The 14,137-nt window shown below is 45.5% G+C and carries 11 protein-coding genes; 3 read left to right on the top strand and 8 right to left on the bottom strand.

Going from position 1 to position 14,137, the window contains the following annotated elements:
* Positions 1 to 23 precede the first annotated feature (23 nt).
* Positions 24 to 1,556: a DUF3612 domain-containing protein gene (locus ACYQ28_RS10055; protein ID WP_460049803.1), complete on the bottom strand. Its 1,533-nt coding sequence runs from the start codon at positions 1,554 to 1,556 to the stop codon at positions 24 to 26.
* 105 nt (positions 1,557 to 1,661) lie between these two features.
* Between ACYQ28_RS10055 and ACYQ28_RS10050 the strand changes: the two genes are divergently transcribed.
* Both ACYQ28_RS10050 and ACYQ28_RS10045 read left to right on the top strand, forming a co-directional pair.
* The gene (locus tag ACYQ28_RS10050; RefSeq protein ID WP_460049801.1) at positions 1,662 to 3,842 is read left to right on the top strand and encodes a malate synthase G; all 2,181 of its coding nucleotides are present in this window, start codon (positions 1,662 to 1,664) and stop codon (positions 3,840 to 3,842) included.
* 51 nt (positions 3,843 to 3,893) lie between these two features.
* Complete coding sequence (locus ACYQ28_RS10045) at positions 3,894 to 5,489, top strand: isocitrate lyase (RefSeq protein ID WP_460049799.1); 1,596 nt, start codon at positions 3,894 to 3,896, stop codon at positions 5,487 to 5,489.
* Between the two features lie 67 nt (positions 5,490 to 5,556).
* On the opposite strand, the gene ACYQ28_RS10040 is transcribed toward ACYQ28_RS10045, so the two are convergent.
* The 7 genes from ACYQ28_RS10040 to ACYQ28_RS10010 all read right to left on the bottom strand — a co-directional run bounded on the left by ACYQ28_RS10040 (position 5,557) and on the right by ACYQ28_RS10010 (position 12,214).
* Positions 5,557 to 5,904: a hypothetical protein gene (locus tag ACYQ28_RS10040; protein ID WP_460049797.1), complete on the bottom strand. Its 348-nt coding sequence runs from the start codon at positions 5,902 to 5,904 to the stop codon at positions 5,557 to 5,559.
* 259 nt (positions 5,905 to 6,163) lie between these two features.
* Complete coding sequence (locus ACYQ28_RS10035) at positions 6,164 to 7,333, bottom strand: DUF3570 domain-containing protein (protein WP_460049795.1); 1,170 nt, start codon at positions 7,331 to 7,333, stop codon at positions 6,164 to 6,166.
* Positions 7,334 to 7,345: 12 nt separating this feature from the next.
* Positions 7,346 to 7,570: a DUF4266 domain-containing protein gene (locus tag ACYQ28_RS10030; RefSeq protein ID WP_460049793.1), complete on the bottom strand. Its 225-nt coding sequence runs from the start codon at positions 7,568 to 7,570 to the stop codon at positions 7,346 to 7,348.
* A complete protein-coding gene (locus tag ACYQ28_RS10025) occupies positions 7,567 to 8,076 on the bottom strand; it encodes a TlpA family protein disulfide reductase (RefSeq protein ID WP_460049791.1) in 510 nt (169 codons plus the stop codon). Before ACYQ28_RS10025 ends, ACYQ28_RS10030 begins: the two co-directional genes overlap by 4 nt.
* A gap of 58 nt (positions 8,077 to 8,134) precedes the next feature.
* Positions 8,135 to 8,782 carry an outer membrane beta-barrel domain-containing protein gene (locus ACYQ28_RS10020; RefSeq protein WP_460049789.1) on the bottom strand — a complete coding sequence of 216 codons (648 nt, stop codon included), beginning with the start codon at positions 8,780 to 8,782 and terminating at the stop codon, positions 8,135 to 8,137.
* Positions 8,752 to 9,501: an SH3 domain-containing protein gene (locus tag ACYQ28_RS10015; RefSeq protein ID WP_460049787.1), complete on the bottom strand. Its 750-nt coding sequence runs from the start codon at positions 9,499 to 9,501 to the stop codon at positions 8,752 to 8,754. Before ACYQ28_RS10015 ends, ACYQ28_RS10020 begins: the two co-directional genes overlap by 31 nt.
* A gap of 31 nt (positions 9,502 to 9,532) precedes the next feature.
* Positions 9,533 to 12,214 carry an HzsA-related protein gene (locus ACYQ28_RS10010; RefSeq protein ID WP_460049785.1) on the bottom strand — a complete coding sequence of 894 codons (2,682 nt, stop codon included), beginning with the start codon at positions 12,212 to 12,214 and terminating at the stop codon, positions 9,533 to 9,535.
* Positions 12,215 to 12,881: 667 nt separating this feature from the next.
* Between ACYQ28_RS10010 and ACYQ28_RS10005 the strand changes: the two genes are divergently transcribed.
* Complete coding sequence (locus tag ACYQ28_RS10005) at positions 12,882 to 14,129, top strand: hypothetical protein (protein WP_460049783.1); 1,248 nt, start codon at positions 12,882 to 12,884, stop codon at positions 14,127 to 14,129.
* Positions 14,130 to 14,137: the final 8 nt, after the last annotated feature.

Raw genomic sequence — 14,137 nt, 5'->3', positions numbered from 1 at the left:
CTTTGGATAAATCGGAGTTTTCCTTAAATATTCACGCAGGAATAGCAGCTAGGCTTTCTTGGGCATACAGCACCTCGTGAACAAATAACGCGGGCGGAACTGTCTAGGCCGCGTTTAACCCAAGAGATATTTAAAATCCGCGCGACACGAGTTAATTCTTTCTGTATTGAGTCGGGAATTTTGGCGGAACCGCCTGCGGCGACACAGGTTTCTTTTAGGCTCTGTGCAATTTCTTGAGCATTTTGCATCTGAGTATCTAAAGCGGGATTAAGATCGATACCCGCACACAATACGTGGCTGTTACCGGCTAAATCTTGAACTTTGAGGGATTCACAGGCGTAAATTCTTGGGCCGTCTCCGGCATCTAACACCGAAATCTGAGCCGAGGTTCCATCCGGGGCATCAACATTGGTGATCATTCTGAATACAGCCCAGTGCTGGCAAGGGTCTTCTACCAGGCGCATGTTGCCCCAAGGCAGGGGAATGCCATTGCCGCGATACACTGCTTTGAGTGTGCCCGGTGCGTAGGCATCGAAATAATGCCAGTGTGGATAAGGCGAAACTGCGGTCATTCTGCGCATTACAACCGACGGCGTTACGCCAATGGTTTTGTGCACGTCAACACTGTAGGCAGTGCGATCAAGCAGTTGTCTGAAGGGTACTTTCGGGCACAAAAGGGCGCCGGCGAAAAAGCTACATTCGAAGTCTCGCCATGCTTGCAATATATCTCTTGGGTCTACATCTGATGAATTCGATAAGTCGAACCGACCTTGCTCTACGTTAAACCCTTGGCTTCTGCCTGCCATTAATAAGCTCTTTACACCGTCCTTGTCGTGCAAAATACAGTGACCAATGTGTACGGCTAGGTCGTATTTCATGCGAGCAGGTTGGGTTTTTAAGATGTTGTTAAGGCAAATTTTATTGGGTGACTCGAAATACGAGCGCACCATGTTGTTTGAGCGCACGCCAAGCTCATCGGCAATTTCTTCTGGTACACTGTCAAACCAAACGACTTCTAAGCCGAGTCGCCCAGCGATTGCAATCATATCGTGCTGATCTAAAGGCATACGCTTTTGACCAACTTCCTCAGCAGCGCGCTCTAGGTCAGGAAAGTGATTGCGATGGTATTCCTGATAAGCGCGGATTAATAATTGCGCAAATTGTCTACCGGTTGTTCCGGTTTGGACTAACATTTCAGGAAGGGCAATTTGCAAAATCTCATTTGAGAACAGAAAACTGGGCTCCAGTGCCATACCGCTAAGGCCACCACGGTTTGTTTTCACAGGACTGATCGCTTCATCGGAAGACACATCGTCTAAAAACCAGCCAATGTCTTTTTGAAAAACCTCCGCAATTACCCCGAGCATATCTTCACTGGGGACACGTTTTCCTCGCTCAATCATGGAGAGATATGACACCGAAGGGGCGAGATCTGCGTTGATCTTCACGCAACGTGACGATAAGTCTTCCATTGTTAAATGGTTGCTTTTACGCAGATTACGGATCTTAGTGCCGAGGAAATGGGATTTTCTAAGTAAGTTGTTTGAATTCTTCATTTTTGTGAAATTAACAATGTGAAATTTTTATTGTGAAATTTTAGTTAAAAAATTACTACACTAGCAACATGTTTCAACAGCAACTAAAACGCGAAGGGCAATCTCATGAACCAATCCACTGAAGCACCGAGACCAATCGACATGTCCCGGATTAACCAGGATTTGTATTCGTTCATCCAAAACGAAGTGTTGCCGCTCACCGATGTCAAATCAGAAGAGTTTTGGGCAGGCTTCCAACAGCTTATCGAAGACTTGGCACCGGTCAACAAAGAATTACTTGCAGTACGTGATGAAATCCAAGCCAAGATTGATCAATGGCATTTAGAACGCCAAGAAGGTTTTGGGCAAGCAGAGTATCAGGAGTTTTTGAAAAGCATAGGTTATTTGCTTGAAGAAGGTCCGGATTTCCAAATTGAAACCGCAAACGTTGACGAAGAGATTGCTTCTTTAGCAGGCCCTCAGTTGGTTGTACCTGTTAAGAACGCACGCTTTGCATTAAACGCTGCCAACGCACGTTGGGGTAGCTTGTACGATGCGTTGTACGGTTCTGATGTTATCTCTAAAGAAGGTGAGTTAGCGCCAGGTAAAGAATACAACCACGCTCGCGGCGCGGCTGTTATTGAATACGCAGCAGAATTCTTAGACAAGTGCTTCCCACTTGCTAAAGGTTCGCACAAAGACGTTTTGCAATACTCCGTTTTCTCAAGCCATCTATTGGCTTACTTCGACGGCGGTATTACTTCTGGTCTAGAAAGCCCAGGACAATTCGTTGCTTACGATGGTGACGGCAACCACCCAGAATCCATCGTATTGAAGAATAACGGTCTTCACATTGATCTAGAATTGATTCGTAACGATCAAAAAGACAGCAATCACAACTCAACTATTACCGATATTTTGGTTGAGTCTGCGCTAAGTACCATTATGGATTGCGAAGACTCGGTTGCAGCGGTTGATCCTGAAGACAAGATCGAAGTTTACAAAAACTGGTTGGGCCTAAACAAAGGTGATCTAGAAGAGAGCTTTGAAAAAGGCGGCCAAACCTTAACGCGTAAAATGGCTGATGACCGTCACTTCCACACTCCGTTAGGTGGTGACTACAACCTTCACGGTCGTTCGTTGATGTTGGTGCGTAACGTTGGTCATTTGATGACAACAAGCTTAATGACCACCAGCACTGGCGAAGAAGCACCAGAAGGTATTGTTGATGCAGTTGTTACATCTTTGATTGCGACTATCGACCTTAACCAAAAAGGTAAATACCGTAACAGTCGTACTGGCAGCATCTACATCGTTAAGCCAAAAATGCATGGCCCTGCTGAAGTTCAGTTCACCTGTGACTTGTTCACACGCGTTGAGCAATTGCTTGGTCTTGAAAAGAACACCTTAAAAGTCGGCATTATGGATGAAGAACGTCGCACCACGGTTAACTTGAAAGAGTGTATCCGTGCTGCCAAAGAGCGTGTTTTCTTCATTAATACTGGCTTCTTAGATCGTACCGGTGACGAGATTCACACCAGCATGCTAGCAGGTGCCTTTATTCCTAAAGGTCAAATCAAGTCACAACCATGGATTGCTGCTTACGAAAACTGGAACGTGGATATCGGCCTTGAGTGCGGATTCACTGGTAAAGCGCAAATCGGTAAAGGTATGTGGGCGATGCCAGATGAAATGGCCGCCATGATGGAACAAAAAATTGGTCACCCAAAAGCTGGTGCTAGCACCGCGTGGGTACCTTCGCCTACAGCTGCAACTTTGCACGCAATGCACTATCACCAAGTAGATGTATTCGCGACGCAAGAAGAGTTGAAAGGTCGTGAGCGAGCTTCTTTAACCGATATTTTGACCATTCCGTTGATGCCGCATGGTATGCAACCGACTGCCAAAATTATCGAAGCAGAACTGGAAAACAACGCGCAAGGTATCTTGGGCTACGTTGTTCGCTGGATTGATCAAGGTGTTGGCTGTTCGAAAGTACCTGATATCAACGGCGTAGGTTTAATGGAAGACCGTGCAACTTTACGTATTTCTAGCCAGCACATTGCGAACTGGTTGAAGCACGAAATTTGTACCGTAGAACAAGTTAAAGAAGTTATGCAGCGCATGGCTGAAGTTGTAGATCAACAAAATGCCGGTGACCCTAATTACCAAAATATGGCGCCAAACTTTGAGCAGAGCGTAGCCTATCAAGCTGCAGAAGCTTTGGTTTTTGAAGGCACAACACAGCCTAACGGCTATACCGAACCACTACTACATGCTTACCGCCAAAAAGCGAAAGCACTGTAACTGAAAGAATTTAACGCTGGACTCTCAACGTATTACCCAGAGGAGATTGACATGAGCAATTATTTAGAAAAAATCCAAGCCGCAGCAAGCGTTATTGATAAGAACGGTAATGCATGGCGTGAAATTAATCCTGAATACGCTGTGCGTATGGATCTTCAAAACCGCTTTAAAACTGGTTTGGATATCGCTCGCTACACTGCCAAAATTATGCGTGAAGACATGGCAGCTTACGACCAATCTCCAGCAAACTACACTCAATCTTTGGGTTGCTGGCACGGTTTTATCGGTCAACAAAAATTGATCGCCATTAAAAAGCACTTTGGTCAAACCAAAAGCCGTTACTTGTACCTTTCTGGCTGGATGGTTGCGGCACTTCGCTCTGATTTCGGTCCATTACCAGACCAATCAATGCACGAAAAAACCTCTGTTGCTAACTTGATCGAAGAGCTTTACACCTTCTTGAAACAAGCTGACGCTCGTGAACTTCGTCATATCTTCAAAGAATTAGACGCAGCTCGTGCAGCAGGCGACAAAGCAGCTGAAGAAGCGGCAATCGCTAAAGTTGATAACTTCCAAACTCACGTTGTGCCAATTATTGCGGACATCGACGCTGGTTTCGGTAACGAAGAAGCAACTTACTTGCTTGCTAAGAAAATGATCGAAGCGGGTGCTTGCTGTATCCAAATCGAAAACCAAGTATCTGACGAGAAGCAATGTGGTCACCAAGACGGTAAAGTAACCGTTCCACACTCTGACTTCTTAGCAAAAATCAACGCTGTTCGTTACGCGTTTATGGAGCTAGGTGTTGAAGACGGCGTTATTGTTGCTCGTACCGACTCTTTAGGTGCTGGTCTTACCAAGCAAATCGCGGTTACTAACGAACCAGGCGACCTTGGCGACAAATACAACAGCTTCCTTGACGGTGATTACATCGAAAGCGCTGACGACATTGCTAACGGTGACGTTGTTGTTAAAGCAAACGGCAAGTTGCTTAAGCCTAAGCGTTTGGCTTCTGGCTTGTTCCAGTTCAAAGCAGGTTCTGGTGTTGACCGTGTTGTACTTGACTGTATTACTTCACTACAAAACGGTGCAGACCTTCTTTGGATCGAAACTGAAAAACCACACGTTGGCCAAATCGCCGAAATGGTTAACCGTATTCGTGAAGTTGTGCCTGATGCGAAACTTGTTTACAACAACTCGCCTTCATTCAACTGGACTCTAAACTTCCGTCAACAAGTATTCGATGCTTGGGCTGCAGAAGGTAAAGACGTATCTGCTTACGACCGCGCTAAGTTGATGTCAGTTGATTACGATGCAACCGATCTTGCGCAAGAAGCTGATGCTCGCATTCAGTCTTTCCAAGCAGATGCATCACGTGAAGCGGGTATTTTCCACCACTTGATCACTCTACCAACTTACCACACCGCTGCATTGTCTACTGACAATCTTGCGAAAGGCTACTTCGGTGACCAAGGTATGTTGGCTTATGTTGCTGGCGTACAGCGTAAAGAAATCCGTGAAGGATTGGATTGTGTTAAACACCAAGACATGGCTGGTTCAAATATTGGTGATGATCACAAAGAATACTTCTCTGGTGACGCTGCACTTAAAGCAAGTGGTAAAGACAACACCATGAACCAATTCTAATTTGGTTATTGTTTGTTCATTTTAAACCGAGCGCTTGAAGCCCGCATTTATGCGGGCTTTTTTTAAGTTAATCTTTTATGATCATCTTGGTTGCCCTGCCATACATCGTTGCGTTATTAAATTCAGACAAGCAGCCGTTTACATAGGCGTAAACTTCCTTCCCAGCTAGCAAAGCTGATAAAGCCATTGTATATCGGCGATCCAAGTAGTCAGCATTCGCGCGATCCACAATTAAAGTATTACCGGTGCTAGTGGTTGTGCACGATTCTGTGTGATCGCGACCATCAAAAGTGATAAGTAAATATCCGGTATCAGACAAGTTAACAGAAGTTATTTTGTGGAATCCATTTCCTGATCCAGCTACTGCGTTAAATGAAGCTGCGGCAAAAATTAAAGATACAAAAAGTTTATTCACGGTTGAAGTTCCTTTGTGAAATGAATTGCGATATAGCGTTAGGTTCCGGTTTGAACAAAGGATTATATTGCTGAGTAATATTTATTATAAATAAAATATATTAATTTTATATTTTTGATTTTTATTATTAATAATTAAGTGAGTGCTTAATTAATTCTAAAGTAGGGGGAGAGCACGGATCTTTGAGAAGTGGCCTAGCTAACAGATTATTAAGCTAGGCTAATAGGGGTATATTTTTCAATGTTCTTATACTGTCTTGCTAATACCAAAACGATAAATACAGTCTGACTACGTCGGCTTCAAAGCTGTACAGGGGTTCTTCGCCAATGGCGAATTCGCCGTTTTGGTTGGCGGTTAGGTCTCTGAAGTTGTCGTAGTCGAATTCGATGCGGTCGTATTGAAGGTTGATGGTGGTTTTGTCGAAAGCTGAAAGCCATTTGGCTTTAAGTTCGTAGGAGATTCCAAAGCCAAATTGAATACTGGTAAAGGTGCTGAGTTCTTTGTCGCGGGCAAAGAAGTTGGTGGCGCCATCAAAGGGTAGTAGGTCTGAGTAGAAGTCTGCTTGGGTTTGGTCGTTGGTTCTAACTCGCGCTTCTAGAATTAAGCCTTGTACGCTTTTGAGTGGATGAACGTAACGAATTTCGTAGTTTTCTGCTTCTACACCAAAGCTGTCGGAGTAGGTGCGATAGTCGGCACGTAAAGATGCTCGGTAAGGTAGATAGTAAATACCCTTGACAGAAAACGCATCGCTGTTGCGAGTGTTGGGATAAAGTTCGCTGCGCGAAGAGGCGGTTGTGCCATCGCCAGTTAAGAAACGCACTTGACGATAGGGGTTATTTAAAAAGCCCTGATCGGTAACGGTTTCGGCATTTAGGCTTAGCAAAAAGTTTTTGGTGATAACTTGGGTGAGTCCGATACGAAAGCGCTTCGAGTCGGAAAACTCTTCAAACTCAGGATCGCCTGTACGGCCAATGGTATTTTCACCGTAGGTGAAACCAATCGATAAGGTGGATAGATCACCAAAGAAATCTTGGCTAAAACCAATGTTGTAGGTTTCGGCTTCAAAGTCGTTTTCGTTACTGTTGGTGTAACCAAAACTCATAATGGTTTTGTCGTACAGATAATCTGCACCAACACTGAATTCTTCCCGCTCTTCGGTATACGGACTACCAAAGGTCATTACGTCAATGGATGCACCGGTGACTTCATCGACATAATAATTACCGTAAACCGAGACTTTATCGGCGATATTTTTACGAACCAAAATAGATGGACCGTCGATTTTTACACCGCCGCCATCGTAAGAGTGGTAGAGAATATCGGCTCGATCTTCGGGCAGCACAGCGGCATTGCTTGTATTTAACAAACCAAATGACGCGGTTAACAGGACGAATGAACGCAGAAACAGTATTGCAGCAGTTTTATTCATAATGCTTTCAGATTAGTTACAACCGCAGCCACCGCCAGAACCGCCTTCGGCTCCACGTGCTGCTTCACGAGCGTCATAAACGTGATTGATGTAAGCCGCTGCTACAGGATCACGCTCAAAGCTCATAATAGGATCGGCCAAATTTTGGCGTTCATAGGGTTTTACCCAAGGTTTTATGGTGCAGCCCATCAGCATGAGCAAACACCATAAAAGGATCAGTTGAATCACTCGATTCATTCGCGGATCAACTCTTTAACTTGTGCGCGGTAGTCGTCTTCGTAACCTGGTTTGTAGCCGCGATGCAAAAAGCGCATGTTGCCGTTGCGATCAACCAATACGCTGGTCGGCATGGCGTCTACATCAAACAACTGGCTTACGGAGCTTTGTGAATCGTATAGAACCGGGAATGTAACAGGGATTTTTTTCAGCATGGCATCGGCAGCAGATTGTTCTTCATCAATGCTGATACCAATGACTTTAAAGCCAGCGTCGCTGTAGCGTTGATGCAGTTCATCCAAAAGCGGCATTTCTTGGCGGCAAGGGCCACACCAAGATGCCCAAAAGTTGATGAACAACACTTCGCCGCGATGCTCAGACAGGCGGAAGTTCTCGCCGCCGCGTTGTTTAAGCGTAAAGTCAGGGGCTTTAATGTCGAGCTCTACCGATGCATTGGCGGTAGATGTCATAAGTGTTAGTCCCAGAGCCAGCGTTGCCAATGGAGCTAATAGTTGTTTAAGAGTCATATCCTTAATCCTCGATAATCTGTTAGTTGGGCCAATTTGAACGGACGTATGACAACAGTTAGAAATAAATGTTGAATCCTAATGTGGCCTCTAGGTTATTCGTGCTTACTGTTTCGCCAAAAATATCGTGTTCAAAGATGTAATCACGAAAATCCAGACGAATACTTAGCCAGTCTGTTGGAAAGACATTGAGGCCGGCGCCAACGTTGTAGGTAAACTGCTCTTCGTCGGCAAACTCGGTGCTTCCAATTCCGGCAATCAAATAAAAATTGGTATTCAGAGCTCTTTTGGAGCCAAGAAACACTTCTCCGGGTAAAAAGTTATAGCCAACAGACAGATTGTAGTAGGTGACGTCGCGTTGATCATCTGTCAATAACTGAATGTCACCCGATAGACGCTCGAAGCTGGTTTCGCTAAGAGAGCTTTCTGCGTAGGCCGCTTCGATAAAAAAATCTTCACTCACATGATACGCAAATCGAACACCGACGACGTCGTTACTGCCAAAATCTTCGATATTGATCACACCAAAGTAGAGGCCGACTTCAAAATCTTCTGTGTCTAGATCACTTTCTTTGATTTCGCGACGCTCCAAATCTGGAGTAATAATCGCTTCTAAAACATCATCATCTTGTGCGTAAGAAACCGAACTGATTGCAGTCGCAACTATGGCAAGGCCTAAAAGAAAGCCGTTATTCCGAGTCGCCATTCGTTAATCTCCTCATTTTCGTTGCGATCCGTGACCAGTGTGTTGTTGTTGTATTGCAAGCGTGCAACAAAACGACGTCCAATATAACCGTAAATTCCGCCACCCACTTGAAGAACGTCGTTAGTGCGATCTTCGGTGCTCACCAGAGTTGCATCTGGGCTGATATCAATTGTGCCTGCGCCTAAAGTTACAAAGGGAGTGATTCTCCAGTTCGTAAATGGTGTTAACACAACGTTTGCGGTAAACATGCTGCTGTCTGAGAAGTCGCCAACCACTTGAGTTGCGTGAGCTTCAAGAGCGATGTTTTTGTTGAGGTGCCAGCCCACATAGGCGCTTATGGAGTCAGAATTTTCGAACTGCCCTGCCGAAAAGCCAAGTTCAAACTTGCGGTTTGAGAATTGTTCAAATCCCGGCGTAGAAAACGCTACCACTTCGCCGTTTACGCCACGAGTTTTGTTAACGTCACTGACGTGAATCCAGCCTTTTTTTCCGCGTTTGGTTTTTACTTTAATCCAGTCGGTGCGCTGTTTTAGTAGCTCAATGGTTTCGCCTTTTTCAAGGGCATGAAAAACAGGGTAGCCTCGGCCAGGGCCTGTGTGAACATCAATGTATCCTGTATCAACTATGACGTTGGTAGCGTCTTTGGCCAAACACGCAGGCGTGATGAACAGTAGACTACAAACGCAGATTAGGCGAGTGAAGTAAGTAGGCAGCGACAAAATATATTCCGTATTTTTAGCGAGTTAATGCTCAATCTTCCGGAGCATCAAAAGGGTTATTGTAATACTGTGCGCCTAAATCTAGCCACTCACTAATGAGTTTTAGTTCAGCGTCGGACAAGAATCCCTCATGGCTGGCTCCAGCTTCGAAAATATCGAAGAAAGAGCTCGCTTGTGCATTGTTAGCAATCATGCTGCGAACTACAGGGAAGGTTATGATATTTATTACTGGTATTGGTGCGCCATTTTCATCAAGGATGATATTGCCGTTGGCGTCTGTCTCAAAAATGACATTGCCGTTTTCATCCCGAGCGAATTCTTCTTCGGTTCTTTGGACGAGGGCTCCATCAACAATGGCATCCTCGGTATCATTAGCCAATAGTTCTCTAAATGAGCGAAATTGCTGATTCCCGTCTAGTGGCATTTGGCCGAGTTCGAGCTGACCTGCCGGAACCTGAAGTTGATCCATAGCATCACGAGTACTGTGACAAACTGTGCAGGTGTTGTTGCTGATTTCGTTACCATTGATATCAAGCGTGATGCGTTCTAAATCCCAGAGAGGTTGAATGTGGTCGGGATAGTGGATGATGGTTCTACAGGTTGCGTCCCAATCATCTTGGCAGGCCTCAATGGCTGGTGCTTGTGTTTCTAAGTCGGCATACAAAAAGGAGAAGCTCGGGTCTTTTGGACGAATATTCGGGTCGGTCCAGTCGTCGACAAAAATCAAATCGACGCTGGGTTCACGAATGCCGTTAATGCGAGCAAAAGTCTCAGCCATGGTTTCGCCTTCAAAGGCGATAAGTAGAGGTTCGGTATTTGGGAAGTTGAAGCCGTTTGTCGGTGCGCCGGGGTTACTGGATGGTTGACTCGCATCGAGGCGACGCAGTGCAATGCTCAAATCATTGGATTGAATATTTTCACCAGGGCGGGCGGTAAACCACGTTGGGCTGGTTCGGCTAATACGTTGACCTTGGGCGTTGGTGATGGATACGGTTAATGCGACATCAGTTGGAACCAACGTCATTACCGAGCCGTCGGGCTCAACAGGCACATACCCAATTATTTCGCGCATCGAGTTAGAAAAACCAAAAGCGGAGCGATCGAAGTCGAACACGTCATCGTCGGGAATGCTAACGGCTTTTTCTATTTTTAAGAAGCGAGCTGGACGTTGCGCCGCTGTTGTAAGTACAGGGTCAGCGAGCCTTGCGATACCAATGCTGGTATCTTCGCCGTTAGTTTCGTAAACGTTGCGAATGTGCAGTTCGGCAAGGTTAGCGTCAACCTGCATTTGATCAAGCTCGACGCCGGGTTGTCGATCGGCCAAGAACAAATCTTCTGCTCTGGCGCCAAAGGAGACCACATCGGTGTACATGACACCGACTGTAGCCGGAAAGATTGGCAGAAGCGTTCGGGCGGATAAATCGTAAATCCAAAGCCCATACAATGGTTGTGCTTCGGTAATGCCTTCAATTGTAAAGTTATCGTCGGTACAGGCGAGTGTCGCGCCGGTATTTGGATCTTCTAATCGGCAGTTTGTCCAGCTCACGAGCAGTCTTGAGGTACTGTCAAACAGGTCTGTAGCCGCGGCGAAGTACCCATTCAGAGAAATAGTATTTGGGTTGTTATCGACAGGAATCACACCAAATGCCAAGGATTCTTGCCCGCCGGTCATGTCGGCGTCACCGGGGTTGTCGACATTTATAGGCAGGTTGATGTCTTGGTTGGCGTCACTGAAATTATCAATATCAATTGCAACTATGTCGCCGCCCCAGTTGGTGGAGTTACGCGTTCGAAGTAGGGCGAGCATCCTGCCATCGGCCATAGGTTTCGGATCGAAAAAAACCGCTTGTGAGCCTTCAAAGCCTGTGGTTTGGCTGTTATAGCCATATAACTGTTGATTGTCTTGACCGTCTGGGCGAATGCTAAACAGTGAAACACGGTTGGTTCGATCTTTGTTGCTCCAACGATTGAATACGATTTGTCCGTTGGCGATCACGGTGGGTTGTAAATCGTGGCTTTGATTGTAAGTGATTTGTTGAATATTAATGCCGGTATTTTCCATGACGTGCAGTACAAAGCCATCTTCAGCGTTAGCTTCTGTTTGAGCGGCATACTGAGGTTTGCCATCGTCGAGTAAGACGGCACGGCTGCGCTCTTGGCGAGTAGAAGAAAAAACAATTCTGCCATCAGGAAGATAGTGCGGGTTCACATCTTGGCCGGCCTCGGCGGTGATGTCATCGACTATGATTCGGCGCAGAATATTTTCCGCTAGGTTGTATTCCCAAATGTTCCAAGTGGGCTGTTCGTCGTCATCGGCGTCTTCGATTTCAGGCGCTCGCATTGCAAACAGCAACAATTCGCCGTCGTTGGATACGCTCAAATCTTTTACATCGTAAAGCTCGCCTTCGGCAAACACTCCCTCAGTAACAATAAACTCTTGTGCATCTGAATCGGCTCGTTCACGAATGATCAACTCGGCCCCTGGGAAAAATTGCGTTGGGTCGAGCAGTTCGTTAGCAATCATATCGCCGTTATCATCGACCGGTATTGGTCGGCGAATGTATGCGATGGGAATATCTTGAACAACTACATCGGGCTCGTCGCCCGAACTGACACCACCATTGCTTCCGCTGGAGCCTGCGCCGCCGCAGCCTGTAAGTGCTATTGCTAAAAGAGTTGGCAGATACAGACGATGATAACGACGTAACAACATGGGGTTTCCCAAATGATGGTTAAATAAGGTGCTCGGTAAGGCTTTGGCCTAAGTAGCAACCGACGCAGGCCAGTTAAATTGCTCTGAGTAATCTTTTAACGTGTATGAAGTTAGTTTTACTAACACTGAGTCTTCGCACAGACTTTTAATGCCCTGAATTGTCTGGAAATCCGCTAAATCTATCCGTGCCATAATTCACGAAATTAAAAGCACAGCTCGAAAGCACAAGATTCGGGATTTAAAACGACAAACAGAAAAATGCTAGATTTATCAGATGTTTGGTTTATTCATTAGCAATTAATAACTGAGAATACATAATTTAAAGATTATTAGAATATAATTTTGTTATGTTTAGATGTTATTTAAATTTAGACATTAGTGATGCTCTAACTTGAGACTTGTTTAACATCTACTGGCGCGAACAAGTCCTGTCTATCTCGGTTTTTATCCGCATAATATCAGTGAATTTGACTTGGATGCTGGTTTGCCGAGGCAACCATTATTTGCACTGATGATTCCGATAAGAAAGTGCTATTCCTTAAATTTGAAGATTTTGTGTTGCAATAAACACAAGTTTCTAACCATTAAAGGTTAAACTTTGTGGTTAACAACGATGATGGATTCTGTCCATTCAGCTCAAAATACTGAGAACATTCTGCGAAATCACATGATTAGCCTAGATAATGAAATAGGGTTCACCTTGCGAGCGTTTACCAAAAATGTAGCTCAATGTGCTGCTTTTGCTGTAGCTCTAGCTCTTTCAACATCAGTGCAAGCAGGGCCTTTTGAACAGGCCAAACGCATGCATGACCGTTTGGTTGGTGCCCCAGCCACGGAGTCAACGTTATTGGCCATGGCCAATTTAATTGCCGAGGGAAATGGCGTTCAGGCTGCTCGAATAGCTATGAACGATGAGCGGTTTTACAGCGTGACGGTTAAAAACTGGGTGACACCCTGGACTAACCGTGACGAGGACGTGTTTCGTCCGTTGAATGACTACACCGCCACCGTCATTGGTGCAACACGAGATGAAATCGATTTTAGACGTATTCTCTACGACAACATTCTTTACGTTGGTGCTGCGAGCACGGGTGTTGCGGCTTACTCTAACAGCAACAACAATCATTACGAGCAACTCGAATCACGCGGTATCAACCTTCGCGATAACTTAGAGCTGCGAGTGCAATCTGAGGTTACCGGGTTACCGGCCGATGCAGCATCGGGAATCATTACCAGTCGTGCTGGAGCGAGAGCTTTCTTCTTTGCCGGTACCAACCGGGCAATGTTCCGCTTTACCTTGTTGAATCATCTTTGTACCGATCTTGAGCAGCTTCAAGATAACACAAGAATTCCAGACCGAATCCGCCAAGATGTATCGAGAAGTCCGGGTGGTGATAGCCGAGTCTTCCTTAATAACTGTGTGGGTTGCCATTCGGGAATGGACCCTTTAGCTCAAGCATACGCTTATTACTCATGGAATTTTGATGTTGATACCGACCCGACCGGTGAGAATGGTCAGATTGACTACCACAGAGCCGGAGACATTGACCCGGTTACTGGGACTCGTGTTCAAGAAAAATACCTGATCAACAGTAATAGTTTCCCATTTGGATTTATCACGCCTAACGATAATTGGGATAACTACTGGCGCCAAGGAATTAACCGCGCCATCGGTTGGGATGAATCGCTGCCCGGCACAGGATCTGGTGCGAGAAGTATGAGTATGGAGCTTGCTCACAGTGATGCGTTTGCAAGTTGCCAAGTTACTAAGGTATTTAACACTGTGTGTTTACGCCCACCCGTTGACGCGACCGATCGAAATCAGATTGATGCAATGGTCTCTAGTTTTCAATCGACAAACTACAATATAAAACAAGTGTTTGCAGAGAGCGCAAACTACTGTAAGGGCGAATAGGAGAATAT

Source organism: Sessilibacter sp. MAH1 (assembly GCF_054658315.1).
Note: the sequence above shows the minus strand (reverse complement) of the source record. Positions and strands in the feature narration are given on the sequence as shown.

Bases quoted from the DNA above. Each gene is read 5' to 3' on its own strand.
- ACYQ28_RS10050 (WP_460049801.1), top strand. From the start codon at position 1,662: ATGAACCAATCCACTGAAGCACCGAGACCAATCGACATGTCCCGGATT.
- ACYQ28_RS10010 (WP_460049785.1), bottom strand. From the start codon at position 12,214: ATGTTGTTACGTCGTTATCATCGTCTGTATCTGCCAACTCTTTTAGCA.
- ACYQ28_RS10035 (WP_460049795.1), bottom strand. From the start codon at position 7,333: ATGAATAAAACTGCTGCAATACTGTTTCTGCGTTCATTCGTCCTGTTA.
- ACYQ28_RS10020 (WP_460049789.1), bottom strand. From the start codon at position 8,782: ATGGCGACTCGGAATAACGGCTTTCTTTTAGGCCTTGCCATAGTTGCG.
- ACYQ28_RS10030 (WP_460049793.1), bottom strand. From the start codon at position 7,570: ATGAATCGAGTGATTCAACTGATCCTTTTATGGTGTTTGCTCATGCTG.
- ACYQ28_RS10005 (WP_460049783.1), top strand. From the start codon at position 12,882: ATGATTAGCCTAGATAATGAAATAGGGTTCACCTTGCGAGCGTTTACC.
- ACYQ28_RS10045 (WP_460049799.1), top strand. From the start codon at position 3,894: ATGAGCAATTATTTAGAAAAAATCCAAGCCGCAGCAAGCGTTATTGAT.
- ACYQ28_RS10055 (WP_460049803.1), bottom strand. From the start codon at position 1,556: ATGAAGAATTCAAACAACTTACTTAGAAAATCCCATTTCCTCGGCACT.
- ACYQ28_RS10025 (WP_460049791.1), bottom strand. From the start codon at position 8,076: ATGACTCTTAAACAACTATTAGCTCCATTGGCAACGCTGGCTCTGGGA.